This window comes from Chitinophaga sp. W2I13, assembly GCF_050434005.1.
Lineage (GTDB): Bacteria > Bacteroidota > Bacteroidia > Chitinophagales > Chitinophagaceae > Chitinophaga.
The window spans coordinates 2,603,272-2,618,422 of record NZ_JBNPWD010000001.1; the positions used below are offsets into that span (position 1 = coordinate 2,603,272).

The following is a 15,151-nucleotide window of genomic DNA, read 5'->3' on the forward strand; positions in this document are numbered from 1 at the left end:
ATGAACTGGGGACATAAGATCATTATAGTGTTTGTAGTATTTGCCGCCGGCATTCTGACGCTTGTTACCAAAAGCATGCGTACCAGGATTGATATGGTAACGCCTGATTACTACAGCGAAGAATTGAAATACCAGCAGGTAATTGATGGAAAAGAAAATGCCGCAAGGTTATCTGCTCCTGTTACTATATCCCAGGAAGACGCAGGTGTAATGATTTCTCTTCCATCTGAGCTGCGGAACAAAGCGCTCAACGGTAAAGTAACCTTTTACCGGCCTTCTGATTCCGGCAAGGATGTATTGATGCCGCTTCAACCGGATCAATCGGGACGGCAGTTAGTGAGCCGGCAATTATTCATCAGGGGGCCCTATAAAGTGAAGATAGCATGGACGATGAACGACCAGCCATACTACCAGGAACAACTGGTAAATATTAATTGAAATAACGGAGCAGGATAGTTATTTAAAAAATTACAAAAGATATACGCATTATGATCGCTTCATTTATACTTGGTTTTGTGGGCAGCTTTCACTGCATAGGTATGTGTGGTCCTATTGCATTAACGCTGCCGGTACAACATCTTAACGGTATCCGCAAATTAGGGGGCATACTGTTATACAACGCGGGCCGCATCAGTGCTTATGCCATCCTCGGATTGCTTTTTGGATGGCTGGGCAAACAGTTATACCTGGGTGGATTACAGCAATGGTTGTCGATCATCACCGGCAGCTTATTGCTTGTGCTGGTAATATTGAAATACGCCGGCATAAGATTAACAAAAGGCAGGCATCTCCCGGATATTTTCACTTCAAAAATAAAATTCCGGCTGGGCAGCCTGTTAAGGCAACAACGCTTCCATACTTTATATGCCATTGGCTTTCTGAACGGACTCCTTCCATGCGGACTCGTGTACCTCGGTATTGCCGGCGCCGTTGCCTCCGGTGATGTGCTGAAAGGGATGTTGTTCATGGCTGCCTTTGGTGCAGGTACTTTACCTGCAATGGTGGGTATTACCTGGTTCAGTCACCTGGTCAATATGAAGGTGCGCAACCGGATGCGCAGTTTGATACCGGTGGTGATCAGCATCATGGGCGTGTTGCTGATCCTCCGGGGACTAAACCTGGGCATTCCTTACATCAGCCCGGTGCTGACGCCCAATAGTGAACATGTAGTTGAAAATTGTTGTCATAAACCATTACATCATGAGCCTCATCAGTAAATATAACGTAGCCGCACCGCGGTACACCAGTTACCCTACTGTTCCCTATTGGGAAGAGCAAACTTTTCATCCGGAGAAGTGGAAAACGCTGTTGAAAAAATCATTCCTCGAATCGAACGGTAAAGATGGGATCAGCTTATACATTCACCTGCCTTTCTGTGAGAGTATGTGTACGTATTGCGGTTGTAATAAACACATCACCGTTAACCACGGGGTAGAGGGGCCTTATATTGAAACCCTGCTGAAAGAGTGGCAGCTGTATGTGGATACTTTCGGCGGGCGTCCGCGCATCCGGGAAATACATCTTGGCGGAGGCACACCTACCTTTTTCAGTGCAGCGCATCTGGCGATGTTGCTGAATGGCATTTACCGCACTGCGGAGCTATTGCCTGACGCCAGTTTAAGCTTCGAAGGTCATCCGGGCAATACCACACCGGAGCATCTCCAGTCGTTGTATACCCTCGGCTTCCGCAGGATCAGTTTAGGCATACAGGACTTTGATATGCGGGTACAGGAAATCATTAACCGTTTGCAACCTTTTGGAATGGTGGCATCCGTAGTAGAGAACGCCAGGAAGATTGGATTTACCTCCATCAACTTCGACCTGATCTATGGTTTACCGTTGCAAACGCTTACAAGCATGCAGCATACGATTGATAAGGTTGTCCGGTTACGCCCCGACAGGATCTCTTTTTACAGTTATGCACATGTGCCCTGGATAAAGGGAACCGGTCAGCGTCGTTATACAGAAGCGGATCTGCCAAAAGATGAAGAGAAGCGGCAGTTGTATGAACTGGGTAAGTTACTGTTCGACAGCAATGGTTATACGGAGATTGGTATGGATCATTTCGCGCTGCCGGAAGAGGCATTGCACAAAGCTTTCCTGCAAGGGCGGCTGCACCGGAACTTCATGGGTTATACTGATTCTCCCACATCGTTGCTGGTTGGTTTGGGAGCTTCTTCCATTGGCGACAGCTGGTATGCATATGCACAAAATGAGAAGAAGGTGGATGCTTATCAGGACCTGGTGAACAAAGGGGAGTTTCCGGTTGTACGCGGTCATATCCTGAACGAAGAAGACGGGTTGCTGCGAAAGCATATTCATGAGCTGATGTGTCGATTTGAAACTACCTGGAACAAGGCAGACACGCAGTGTGATGCGATCATTGATGGCCTGCAGCGATTGCAGGAGATGGAGCGCGACGGGCTGGTGCAGGTACTGCCTCAGAAGGTGGTGGTAACGCCTGAGGGGAGGCCTTTTATCCGCAACATTTGTATGGCTTTTGATGCCCGGTTGTGGCGACAAGTACCACATTCACAATTGTTTAGCCACGCCATATAATTTGTCTTTCCCGCTGATTACGCTGATTATACTGATTACTTTGATTTTACTCTTTTGGATTTTATAAAGGATTGAAAAGATTTAGAGAGATATAAGCGAATATCCTCGCTGATATCTCCCCGAATCTTTTATAAATCCAAAAAGTAAAATCAAAGTAATCAGTATAATCAGCGTAATCAGCGGGAAAGACAAAATCCGCGTTTTTTTTTCGCTTTTGGACCGGAAAAACCCAAAATTTGAAAAAACGGGGTTGTCGGCCGGGTTATCCATTTACCGGGAAAAGGGGATGAGAAAGAAGAAGATGTAGTGATGAATTTTAGTGCGATAAAAATGTGATCTGCTGTAACGCTTTATTCATGCGGGTTTCAGAGGCAATAAAAAAAGTCTGACCGTTGGAACAATCAGACTTTCTTGTTATGTGAATGGGTTAGTAAGTACAGGGAAACAAAATTCCCTACACAATATTAAAAAGAATTTCATCACAAAAGAAAAAATTTACAAAAAATTTTATTCACACTACGAAAATAATTGTGGATAACAGCAGATCGAAACTTTCCGATCATCGTTATCATGCCTTCATATTTTGATGGTTGCAATTGCCGATTTACTACCTTTGTTGCTCTTAAACATTATTCAATAATTCAGAGTATATGAAGTTCGAAGCACCTGTTGCAGTAACGGAAATAGCAGCATATATAGGCGCAGAGCTGGTTGGCAACAGCCACCTGATGGCCACTGGCATCAATGAAATACATAAGGTTACACCGGGAGATATTTCCTTTGTTGACTTTGAGAAATACTATAACGCCAGTCTGCAGTCGGCAGCAACCATCATTATCATAAACAAAAAGGTAGATTGTCCGGAAGGCAAGGCGATTTTGGTACTGGACGACCCATTCAGTGCGTATGTAAAACTGGTTAAAAGATTCAGGCCTTTTGAGGCGGCAACCAAAGCCATCAGCGACAGCGCCGTGATAGGAGAAGGCACTGTTATCCAACCCAACGTATTCATTGGCAATCATGTGCGCATTGGCCGCAACTGTCTCATTCATCCCAACGTAACGATTTATGACTACTGTGAGATCGGTGACAACGTAATTATTCATGCAGGAACGGTACTCGGGGCAGATGCTTTTTACTTTAAGAAAAGGGCGGAGCGTGAAGTGATCTATGATAAGCTGGAAAGTTGCGGAAGAGTGATCATTGAAAGCGATGTGGAACTTGGCGCCGGCTGTACCATCGACAAAGGCGTAAGCGGCGATACCATCATTGGCCGTGGCACCAAACTGGATAACATGATCCATGTAGGTCACGGTACCGTTATCGGCAGAAATTGCCTCATTGCTGCGCAGGTAGGCATTGCCGGTAAAGCTAAAATTGAAGACAATGTGATCCTGTGGGGACAGGTAGGCGTGAATAAAGATCTTACCATCGGGAAAGGCGCTGTTATTCTCGCACAAAGCGGGGTGCCGGCTTCCGTGGAAGGAGGTAAAACATATTTTGGTTCCCCGGTAGAAGATGCCAGGGTAAAAAAGAAAGAACTTGCCTGGATCAAACGCATCCCCGAGATGTGGGAGAAACTCAAAGAAACCAGGTAATCATCAACGCCGGGAAACAATATCACCTGTTCCCGGCGTTTCAGCATATTCAAAACCACCCGCTTCATGAAGTATTTGTTTGCCGCCTTACTCCCCCTGCTACTTTGGAGTTGCAGCACCACCAAACCCACTGCCGTTAAATCATCCCTATACACCAGCGACCAGGAATGGGCGGTAAAGGTGAAAGACGGCTGGCTTAGCGCTAAAACCATTTCTTTTGGCCTTTATTCCACTACTTCCCGTAAAAACGGCGTAGCGGAAGCCACCTTCGTTAAAGACCCTAAAAACGCCTTTAATTTTTATCTGAACGGCAATGAGGAACACCTGTTGATACAAACCATGAACACTACAGCCATTGTGTTCTCCAACCGCGACTTGCCGGCTTATTTAAGTAGTTTGCCGGGAGCTACGGACCTTCGCTACACATTGATCAACGGCACCAGGAATGAGCCGTTAAAACGCTGGGAAATGATCGTTAAAAGCCCTCATTACCTGGAGCTGAATGAAAACAAACCGGCAGGCGTGTTACGGTCTACGGATACAGATATACGCATTACCGCCCATAACCGTTTTGGTAAGGTAAATTCCTACGAAAGTGTGTGCTACGAGTTTCAATACCGCGGGCAACCCATCGCAGCAGTAATACCAGGCGAAAAACCCCGGGTGTGGATGAGCAGGGACGCGCCTCCCGAACTCTCCAAAACACTGGCGGCGGCTATCGCTGCATTCCTTTTTTGAGTGGCGCGCGCGTATGTTGTCTTTCCCGCTGATTACACTGATTTTACTGATTTAGAGATTTGATCATGTTGGATTTAAAATGATTTGGGGAGATAAAAGCGGATATATTCGCTTTTATCTCCCCAAATCATTTTAAAATCCTTTATAAAATCCCAAAAGTATAATCAGGCAAATCAGTATAATCAGCGTAATCAGCGGGAAAGACAACATACGCGCGGGAAAGACAACATACGCGTTAATCCCGCGAAAAACCAGCTCCGCGCTCCCGGAGGTAGGCGGCGGAAATATGCTGGATTGTTTCTTCCAGTGGCCGGAAACGGAATCCCGGTAAGGCATTTAAGATCTTGTTGTTTTCGTAGTATACTTTGAGCTGGGCAGTACGGGCCGTCTCTTTAGTGATAAGCGGGTGTTTGCCCGTAAGCATTCCCTTCACCTTTTCGAGTCGCCACACTGCTTCGGCCATCCAGGGCTTGGCCGCAATATGCGGCGGCTTTTTACCGAGCGCCTGCGCCATATGGGTGAATAACTGCAGATAACTCCAGTTGTCTGCCGACAGGATAAACCGCTCTTCGTTGATGTCGCTGTCCATTAACTGGATCATGGCAATTACCACATCCTCCACATCAACAAATCCATTTACGCCCTGTGTGTAATAGGGAAATTCTTTCCAGGCATTTTTGATCAGGGTGCCGGAACCCTCCTCCCAGAAGCCTGCACCCAGGATAATGGAAGGGTTTACAATTACCGCATCCAATCCTTCTGCAATACCTCTCCATACTTCCATTTCTCCCTGGAACTTACTGATGCTGTAACGGGAATTATTCTTACTGTCTTCCCATTCACATTCCTCGTTTACGGCCGCACCTGGCTTTGCTCTTCCGATAGCGGCTACAGAGCTTACATACAGGAGCTTTTTAACACCTGCATCCAATGCCATATTCACTATGTTGGCAGTGCCTTCGGCGTTAATTTTCAGCAAGCGGTCTTTATCCGCTGCCTGAAAAGAAACAACTGCAGCACAGTGATATACCTGTGTTACATCCGTCATGGCATCTTCCAGCGAGCACACGTCCAGGATGTCGCCTGGTACCCATTCTATTTTATCTGAAATATCCTGCAACCGGGGTGAAGGTTGTTTACGGTACAATGCTCTCACAGGTTTCCCTGCGGCAACCAATGCCCGGATTAAATGACTACCCAAAAAACCTGTACCGCCGGTGACTAAAATCATGAAGACTAAAATTCTTTTTTCCAAAAAGAGGTTCAAAAATAACTAAAACCTGTTATTGTTCGTACCTGTAAAAACCCAATCCTGTTTTACGTCCCCAGCTTACCATCCTTCACTCTTTGTTCCTGCAGCGCATTAGGTTTAAAGCGGGGCGCCTGCTCAAAAGCATCATACAGGGATTGCGTTACCGCCAGGTTGATATCGTTACCTATCAGGTCCATTAATGCAAAAGGACCCATTTTAAACCCGGCTGCTTCCAGCAGCTGGTCAATGGTGCTGAAATCTGCCTGACCCTGTTCCGCAATATGCATGGCTTCCAGGTAATAATGCCTGGCCACCCTGTTCACAATAAAACCGGGAGCATCTTTTACCCTTACCGGCACTTTACCCATCTTTTCCGCCAGTTCATAAATAGTGTCTGCTACTGCTGGTGCTGTTTCCTTTCCGCTTACCACTTCCACCAGTTTCATCAGGTGGGCGGGGTTAAAAAAGTGCATACCCACCACTCTTGATGGATGAACGCTTACAGCCGAGGCTATTTCAGAAACAGACAGGGAAGAGGTATTGGAAGCAAAAATGGTTTCTGCAGTATTGATGGCGGCCAGCTGGTTGAAGAGTGCTGTTTTGGCGGTGATTCTTTCTACAATAGCCTCTATGATCACATCGGCTACACAGTCTTCGATAGCTGCGGTGAAACGGATCCGTTGCAGGATGCTTTCTTTATCTGCAGGAGCCAGCTTTCCTTTTTCCACGGCTACCGTCAGGCTTTTCTCAATCTGTGCTTTTGCCCTGTCCAGGCCGTCCTGCCGGATATCAAACAACAAAGTAGTAAATCCGCTGTAGGCTGCTATCTGTGCTATTCCGGCGCCCATAGTACCTGCGCCGCATACGGCAATAGTTTGAATCACTTTTTTGAGGTTTTTCATCCGGCTATTACATAAATGCAGCGGGAAGTTCCGCTGCATTTATGTAATAGCCAAATAGCCTGGTAATAATATTTATACTGCTCCTTCAAATTGTTCCAGGAAACGGGTATCGTTTTCAGAGAACAGGCGCAGATCTTTAATCTGGTATTTCAGCATGGTAATACGTTCTATTCCCATACCGAAGGCAAAGCCGGAATATTTTTCCGGGTCGATGCCGCAGTTGGCCAGTACTTTCGGATGTACCATTCCGCAACCGAGTATTTCTACCCAGCCGGTTTGTTTACATACATTACAACCGGTGCCTCCACAAATGAAGCATACAATGTCCATTTCCGCGCTGGGTTCTGTGAACGGGAAATAGGAGGGACGGAAACGGATGCCCGTATTCTCGCCAAACATTTCCTGAACAAAGTGATACAGCGTTTGTTTGAGGTCTGCGAAAGAAACGTTTTCGTCTATGTACAATCCTTCTACCTGGTGGAAGAAGCAGTGTGCACGGGCGGAAATGGTTTCATTACGGTATACTCTTCCCGGGCTGATGATACGGATAGGCAGCTTGCCTTCTTCCATTACCCTTACCTGGGCGGAGGAAGTTTGGGTGCGCAGCAGCCAGTCGGGATTTTTGCTGATAAAGAAAGTATCCTGCATGTCGCGGGCCGGATGATTTTCCGGGAGGTTCAATGCCGTGAAGTTGTGCCAGTCGTCTTCAATTTCTGGTCCTTCGGCAATGGTAAAGCCCAGCCGCTCAAAAATGCGGATGATCTTATTCCTTACTAGGCTGATAGGGTGCCTGGTGCCCAGCCGGTGAGGCGCGGCCGGTAAAGTATAATCTATATCGCCGGTATCGGCGCCACCAGCATCTTTCAGATCGCTGAACTGCTCGTAGCGGGATTCCGCGAGTTGTTTAAATTCGTTTAAAATCTGCCCGAATTCTTTCTTACGGTCATTCGGTACCTGTTTCATCTCCCCGAAAAGAGCTTTCACGATACCTTTTGTACCCAGGAATTTTATGCGGTACTGTTCCAGATCCGCTGCGCCGGCAGGCGTAAAAGCCGCTATTTCTTCTTTGTAGGCTGCTATTTGCTGTACTAACTGTTCCATAAACAACAAAGATAAGCGTTTAGGTGTAAACTGAAGAGGTTTAGCCATTGCTCCTTTTTTCACGGAAATGACGTATATTTTCATGAGCAAATCGAGGTGGTTATGCCTGTCACCACACACACTGTTATGCTGATACTGGCTGCAGCCGGCATTGTCATTTTTTTTCTCCTTTGTCTGCATTACCGTTCCCGTTACCTTCTTCTCAAAGGCAATAGCGAAGCTTTGATCCAAAACAGCCACCAGCAGGATGCCGCAATGCTCCTTCTCCGCACACAAATTACAGAACTAAAACTGGTGAACCTGAAATCACAGGTGAACCCGCATTTCCAGTTTAATTGCCTAAACGGCATATACACCGCCCTCATGACCGGCGAAACGGCGCTGGCACAGGAATATATTTCCCGTTTTGCCGGCCTGCTCCGGAAAGTGTTAATGCTGGCTGATAAAGATTTTATTCCCCTGCAGGAAGAAGCTGATCTGCTGGAGCAGTACCTCAAACTGGAACAATTGCGCACCAATAACGGGTTTGAGTATACGCTCTATACCGATCCGCAGATCTCTGCGGCGGCCCTGTATGTACCCTGTATGCTGGTACAACCTTTTGTGGAAAACGCGATCTGGCATGGCCTGATGCACAAGCGTACAAACAGGCAGCTACACGTTCAGTGGATGCAGCTGGGTCCGGACCTGTATGCGTGCGAGGTAACAGACAACGGTATCGGAAGGGTACAGGCACTGCAATATCATCACGACGGGCTAAAAAGTAACAACCACCATTCCAGGGGCATGGAAATATGTATGGAAAGGGCCACCCTTTACCGCGCCATGTACCATAAACAATTTAACATTGAAATCTCCGATCTGCCGGGAGCGGAGAACACCGTAGAAGGCACCCGTGTGTACATTACTTTTGAATCCGATCCGGCCATGAACCACTAAAAAATCAATTTGTAACCCACTCCCCGGATATTAACGATCTGTACACGGGAATCATCTTTCAAATACCGGCGGAGCTTCGTGATAAATACGTCCATACTGCGGGCGTTGAAAAAATTATCATCTCCCCAAAGATCGAGCAATACAGCTTTCCGCTCCATTACCTCATTTTTGTTATCGTATAACCGCCGTAAAATAGCCGCCTCGCGGTGCGACAGGAACTCGATGGAATTATTGCGGGCAAGGGTTTGCTTGGTGTAGTTGAAAACATATTGCCCGATGGTTACAGCGCCTTCTTCCATTTCCCTGGTGCCGGGGTTATCGCCAAAACGTTTCAGCAGCGCCGTAATACGAACAATCAGCTCGTCCATGCTGAAAGGCTTTTTCAGGTAGTCGTTTCCCCCCAGTTCAAAACCTTTCACCACATCAGCAGTCTGCGATTTGGCGGTCAGGAAAATGATAGGCGTGAATTTATCCTGCTTACGGATTTCTGCCGTAACCGTAAATCCATCCATGTTAGGCATCATGATGTCCAGCACCACCACATCGGGGTGTTCCTGCTGGTATATACGCAGTCCTTCTTTGCCGTCGGCTGCGTACAGCATTTCAAACCCCCGCATCTCAAGGCTGTCTTTCACAATTTGTCCAAGCTGCACTTCATCTTCTATCAATAATACTTTGGGCATAAATCTCTTTTATATGGTTAAGCAGAAGGGATGATAATGGTAAATTCGCTGCCTTTGTCCGGTTCACTTTGCACATGTATGGACCCACCATGCATTTCCACTATTTTCCGCACATAACTTAATCCCAGGCCAAACCCTTTTACGTTGTGCAGGTTGCCGGTAGGCACCCTGAAAAACTTATCAAAGATACTGCCCTGGTATACCTTCGGGATACCAATGCCGCTATCTTTTACCCTGATCTTTAAGATACCGTTTTCCATGCTGGTTTGCAGGTATAATTGTACGTGTTCGCCGGAATATTTAATCGCGTTATCCACGAGATTATTAATCGCGCTGGCCAGGTGTGTTTTATCAACAAATACGGCTTTGCCGGCCAGGTTATTATCATAGCGTAACTGTAGCTGCTTTCCTGCTTTAAGCTGGTGGTTGGAAAGGATGTTGTCAATTACTTCATTCAGGTCTGTTTCCTCCCGGAACAATTCAATATCTTCTTTTTCTTCGGCAGCAATATGCAGTACTTTTTCCACGAGATCTGATAAGCGCTGCAATTCATTTTTTGATATATCCAGGTACGTTTGTGTTTTACGCTGGTCGTTCAGTGCATTGAAGTTCTGTAACGCCTCTACTGCCGCAGATACGGTGGCAATAGGCGTTTTCAGCTCATGCGTCATGTTGTTGATAAAATCGTTTTTTACTTCCGACAGCTTTTTCTGCTTGAGAATTGTTCTGAGCATATAAATAAAACTGAGGGTGGTAAGCACCAGTAATACCAGTGAGCTGAGCAGGGTCCAGATCATCTTCTGTAAAATAAACTGCAGGGGGGAATCGAAGCTGGCCTGTACGAATAAGTTGCTGGCGGGGTTAAAAGGAATTTTCGCCGTTTGCCTGGGCTCCCTCCGGCGGATGCTGTCTCTAAACGTTTCCCTTTCAAAACCGCTGTAGTTCAGATGAAAAGTATCCAGTTCATAGGGCGTGGCTATCTGGCGGTTGGCCAGCTCCACTTTGAAAACAGAGTCCAGTTTTTTAAGATTGGTACTATCGTCGTGTAAGTTGCTGGTAATGAGGAACTCGGAGATCTGCCGGGCCAGTGTATCCACATATATCCTGCTGGAAGAATCGGCCTTAAAAGCAGCTGCCGGAGGTCGCTCGGGGTAGCGGTCGAAATGCTGCCCCTTGAAACGCCTGCCTTTAGGCATGCCTATTTCTTCCAGCTGATCTGCCAGTCCGCGCATAGGCGACTTCAACGAATCTTTATCTTTACCGTAGTAACGGATATAGCGGCGCACATCCGAAAACTGCTTATTAAACACAGCCATCCGCAGCGATTCATTGATCTCTTTATTGAACTGTTCCTCTCTTAATTTGTATGAATTGTATAGCCAGTACCCCTGGAACAGAAATATTCCGAGGATACAAACAGACATGAGGATGAGAATATTTCTGATTCTTTGTCGCATGAAAGATTTTAAGATCCTTACAAAACTATCCATTCCACGGGGAAAAGAAGGCAATCCCTTAACAGTAATTAACAGTAAATAAGGAAGATTAACGCTTACAGACAGCCCTTAACAGTAAATAACAGTAAATAAAGCTTTTTAACCCAAAAAATGAAGACGAAGATTCACATTTGTACTAAAATCAATCAGGTATGAACCGAACTATCCGTTTATTCATCGCAGCAGCCACACTGCTATCTGCCACCAGCCAGGTATATGCTCAGCAATCAGGAGTGATAGAATATGAAGTAACCGCCAAAACAGATCCCGAACGCATGCGCGGATTCCAGCGCGGTGGCGACGACGCACCCGAAATTCCGGATGTCATCACCTTCAAACAGGTATTTACTTTCAGCAACAACCTCGGTAAGCTCACCACCGAGCGGCCTGAAGGCGGCGGCTTCGGCGGCAGAAGACAGCGCCCCGACGGAGATACCAGCACCCGGCGCAGACAAGGCCCCGGCGGTATGGGCATGGGCATGGGACGGGGTGGCAACGCACAGTATGTAGACCTTGCCAATAAGAAGTATGAACAGGTGTTCAGCACCTTTGGCGACGATAAAAAAACTTACTACACAGAAGAAGATTTCATCTTTACCGCTAATAACAAGTCGTCCGACAAAACAAAAAAAATTGCAGGATATACCTGTAAAAAGGCCACCATACAGCTAAAAGATGATACGTACACCGTTTGGTACACCACCGAATTGCCCTTTACTTTCTCCCCGGTGAACGGATTATTACCCGACAGCAATGCCGTTGTGCTTTCTGCAGAAGGCGGCAAACGCGCCTTCATCGCAAAAAACGTTAGCCTGAAAGCTATAACAGATACGGATCTCAGCATCCCTGCCGGTGCAGAAAAAGTGAGCCCCGAACAAATGAGAGAAATCAGGAGACAGGAAATGGAGAAATTACGTAAGCGGCAACAACAATAAATAAATTTCATCCTAACTTCCCCCTTTCCTGTTAAATTCATATATGAAGAAACTTATACAACTCTTGCTGGTACTGGGTTTGGGCATTATACATGTCCAGGCCCAGGCTCAACAAGGAAAGATTAAAGGCCAACTGACTGACTCTACCTCCAGGGATGCCATGCCCGCTGCCACGGTAGTGTTACTGAATGCAAAAGACTCCAGCGTTGCTACCACCACTATGACAGACAACAAAGGCAACTTTGAACTGACCAATGTCGCCGATGGCGCATACCGGCTGTACGTAAGCTTCCTGGGCTATAAACCTATCAATAAATCATTGCAGATTAACCAGGACCATAAGGAAATATCCCTCGGCAACATCCCTATGATATTAAAAGGAGTAAACCTGAATGCAGTAGAAATACTGGACGAAAAACCACCCATTGTAGTTAAGAAAGATACCCTTGAATTTAATGCCGATGCATTTAAAACCCGCGAAAATGCAGTGGTAGAAGACCTTTTAAAGAAACTTCCGGGCGTTACAGTAGATAAAGACGGCGCGATCACCGCTCAGGGAGAAACCGTTACCAGGGTACTGGTAGATGGTAAACCGTTTTTTGGCAACGACCCCAAACTGGCCACCAAAAACCTGCCAGCCAATATTATCGACAAAGTACAGCTGATAGACCGCAAATCAGACCAGGCTCAATTCACACAAATCGACGACGGGCAAACAGAAAAAACGATCAACATCACCATTAAAAAAGATAAAAAGAAAGGACTGTTTGGCCGCGCCACTGCCGGCTATGGTACCGACGACCGCTATGGCGTATCCCTCAGCTTAAACCGCTTCAGGGAAAACCAGCAGATGTCGCTGCTCGGTGGCGGTAACAACGTAAACAATATGGGCTATACCCAACAGGATGCCATGAGCTTCAGTTCTGCCGGTGGCGGAAGAGGAGGTGGTGGCCGCGGCGGCGGAAGAGGTATGCAACAGCTCATGGGTGGCGGCAACAACAGCGGTATCACCCGCAACTGGAACACCGGCCTGAATTTCAACCAGGACTTCAGCAAAAACCTGATCGTGAACGGCAGCTACTTTTTTAATGATACCAAGAATAATACAGAACAAAAAACAGCAAAACAAACATTCAGTACCGATAAACAAGGCAACGCCACCACCAACTACGACAATACCAATTCCACCTCTCAAACAGATAACAGTAACAACCGCTTTTCTGCCAGGGTGGAATATACGATCGACTCCTTTCATTCACTGATCTTTTCACCAACCTATTCCCTTACAAACGGCAACAACTACAGCGTTACAGAAAACCTGTCGCTGAACACCAATAAGGATACATTGAACAGGGGACTCACTTACAATGATGGCCAGGGCAACAATGAAAATTATGGCGGCTCACTGCTGTTCCGCAAACGGTTTAGAAAAGCAGGCCGTACACTGAGCCTTAATTTTAATTACAACAACAGCGATAATGACCAGGAGAACTATGTAAAATCAAGTATCAATTATGTTTCTGCCGACAGCATCGTTAACTTCAACCAGCGCAATCAAATAAATACCAATAGCCGCAACGAAGGCGTAAATGTTACCTACACAGAACCGTTGGGAAGGGATCGCTTCCTCGAAGCAAATTATGGTATCACAAAATACAATAGCACCAGCACAAAATATACTTACGACTATGATGATGCGAAAGGACAGTACAACATCATGAACGACTCACTGAGCAATTCTTTTACCAACAGTACCCTGAACCAGCAGACCGGCTTTGCCATACGCACCAACAAACTGAAATATGATTATTCCATAGGACTGAATGTGCTGTTTAACAGCCTTGATAATAACACGTATTCATTCCTGAAGGGGAAAGACAGCCTGATCACACAAAACACGGTTAACTTCTCTCCGCAGGCATCTTTTAACTACACATTTTCCAAGAACAAACGGTTACGCATAAACTACAACGGTAATACACAGCAACCGTCTGTACAACAGCTGGCGCCCGTTCCGGACAACAGTAACCCGTTGTATATACAGCTGGGTAACCCGGACCTGAAACCATCTTTTACCAATAACCTCAGCGTTAACTACAACTCGTTTAACAACATCACCTTCCGGGGCATGTTTGCCCGGTTGAACGGCGGTTATACGGTAAATAAAATTATCAACTCCACTACACTGGATCCTGAAACCGGCAGGCAAACCGTGAGACCGGTAAACGTAAATGGTAATTACAATATTTCGGGTATGGTACACAACTCCATTCCCTTATCAAAAACGCCAGGGCAAAACCTGAACACAGGAACTTCCGTGAGTTATAATAAAGATGTAATTGTGAGCAATGGCATTAACAGCAACACCAATTCGTTGCAGTTATCACAGTCGGCCAACGTAAGCTATATGTACAAGGAATTGTTTGATATTTCACTGGGCGGCAGCATTAATTTCAATGCCACCAACTACTCCCAGGCCAGCGCCGGAGCAAGTGATACCCGCTACCTGGATTACAATATCAACACGGATTTCAATATCAATCTCCCGCTCGGTTTCCTGATAGGCAGCGATATCACCTGTACAATGAACCGTGGCCGGCAGCCGGGTTATAACCTCACCTCCACCATGTGGAACGCCAACGTATCAAAGTATGTATTTCCAAAGAAACAGGGGATGATCAAGATCCAGGGGTTTGACCTGTTGAGACAATATATCAGTGTATCCCGCACCGTGGCAGACAACTACATCCAGGACGTACAGAGCAATGTATTACAGCAATACTTCATGGTGAGCTTCACCTATTTCCTGAATAAGTTTGGCGGTAATAGCGGCAAAGGCGAAAGAGGCAACCGTATGATGGGCTTTCCTCCGGGAGGTGGCCGCGGCGGCATGAGACCAAGAGGCTTCTAAGTTGACCATCTATATAAACAAGGGCATTATTAATCAT

At 46.4% G+C, this 15,151-nt stretch carries 13 protein-coding genes; 8 read left to right on the forward strand and 5 right to left on the reverse strand.

Annotated features, from left to right (window positions below):
- From QFZ48_RS10590 to QFZ48_RS10610, 5 genes are all read left to right on the forward strand, one after another.
- Positions 1-438 (forward strand): FixH family protein, encoded by a 438-nt coding sequence (locus QFZ48_RS10590; RefSeq protein ID WP_429043263.1) that lies wholly within the window; start codon positions 1-3, stop codon positions 436-438.
- 50 nt (positions 439-488) lie between these two features.
- Positions 489-1,217: a sulfite exporter TauE/SafE family protein gene (locus tag QFZ48_RS10595; RefSeq protein ID WP_429062220.1), complete on the forward strand. Its 729-nt coding sequence runs from the start codon at positions 489-491 to the stop codon at positions 1,215-1,217.
- Positions 1,201-2,559, forward strand: coding sequence for an oxygen-independent coproporphyrinogen III oxidase (gene hemN / locus QFZ48_RS10600; protein WP_429062222.1), 1,359 nt, complete (start codon positions 1,201-1,203; stop codon positions 2,557-2,559). Before QFZ48_RS10595 ends, hemN begins: the two co-directional genes overlap by 17 nt.
- A gap of 650 nt (positions 2,560-3,209) precedes the next feature.
- Positions 3,210-4,157, forward strand: a complete 948-nt coding sequence (locus QFZ48_RS10605) for a UDP-3-O-(3-hydroxymyristoyl)glucosamine N-acyltransferase (protein ID WP_429043254.1) — start codon at positions 3,210-3,212, stop codon at positions 4,155-4,157.
- A gap of 66 nt (positions 4,158-4,223) precedes the next feature.
- Entirely contained in the window at positions 4,224-4,895 is a 672-nt protein-coding gene (locus QFZ48_RS10610; RefSeq protein WP_429062224.1) for a hypothetical protein, read from the forward strand.
- A 235-nt stretch (positions 4,896-5,130) separates the two neighbouring features.
- Here QFZ48_RS10610 and QFZ48_RS10615 read toward each other — a convergent pair whose 3' ends face one another.
- From QFZ48_RS10615 to pheS, 3 genes are all read right to left on the reverse strand, one after another.
- Complete coding sequence (locus QFZ48_RS10615) at positions 5,131-6,126, reverse strand: NAD-dependent epimerase/dehydratase family protein (RefSeq protein WP_429062225.1); 996 nt, start codon at positions 6,124-6,126, stop codon at positions 5,131-5,133.
- Positions 6,127-6,212: 86 nt separating this feature from the next.
- Entirely contained in the window at positions 6,213-7,049 is an 837-nt protein-coding gene (locus QFZ48_RS10620) for a 3-hydroxyacyl-CoA dehydrogenase NAD-binding domain-containing protein (protein ID WP_429062227.1), read from the reverse strand.
- Between the two features lie 72 nt (positions 7,050-7,121).
- Complete coding sequence (gene pheS / locus QFZ48_RS10625; RefSeq protein WP_429043243.1) at positions 7,122-8,150, reverse strand: phenylalanine--tRNA ligase subunit alpha; 1,029 nt, start codon at positions 8,148-8,150, stop codon at positions 7,122-7,124.
- Between the two features lie 102 nt (positions 8,151-8,252).
- On the opposite strand from pheS, the gene QFZ48_RS10630 reads away from it, so the two are divergent.
- Positions 8,253-9,089 carry a sensor histidine kinase gene (locus QFZ48_RS10630; protein ID WP_429062229.1) on the forward strand — a complete coding sequence of 279 codons (837 nt, stop codon included), beginning with the start codon at positions 8,253-8,255 and terminating at the stop codon, positions 9,087-9,089.
- On the opposite strand, the gene QFZ48_RS10635 is transcribed toward QFZ48_RS10630, so the two are convergent.
- Entirely contained in the window at positions 9,086-9,772 is a 687-nt protein-coding gene (locus QFZ48_RS10635; RefSeq protein WP_370908918.1) for a response regulator transcription factor, read from the reverse strand. The genes QFZ48_RS10630 and QFZ48_RS10635 overlap by 4 nt on opposite strands.
- A 17-nt stretch (positions 9,773-9,789) precedes the next feature.
- Entirely contained in the window at positions 9,790-11,229 is a 1,440-nt protein-coding gene (locus QFZ48_RS10640) for a sensor histidine kinase (RefSeq protein WP_429043237.1), read from the reverse strand.
- 191 nt (positions 11,230-11,420) lie between these two features.
- On the opposite strand from QFZ48_RS10640, the gene QFZ48_RS10645 reads away from it, so the two are divergent.
- Together QFZ48_RS10645 and QFZ48_RS10650 are read left to right on the forward strand one after the other, a co-directional pair.
- Positions 11,421-12,203, forward strand: a complete 783-nt coding sequence (locus QFZ48_RS10645) for a hypothetical protein (protein WP_429062230.1) — start codon at positions 11,421-11,423, stop codon at positions 12,201-12,203.
- Positions 12,204-12,246: 43 nt separating this feature from the next.
- On the forward strand, positions 12,247-15,114 hold the full coding sequence (locus QFZ48_RS10650; RefSeq protein WP_429043232.1) for an outer membrane beta-barrel protein: 2,868 nt from the start codon (positions 12,247-12,249) through the stop codon (positions 15,112-15,114).
- Positions 15,115-15,151 lie beyond the last annotated feature (37 nt).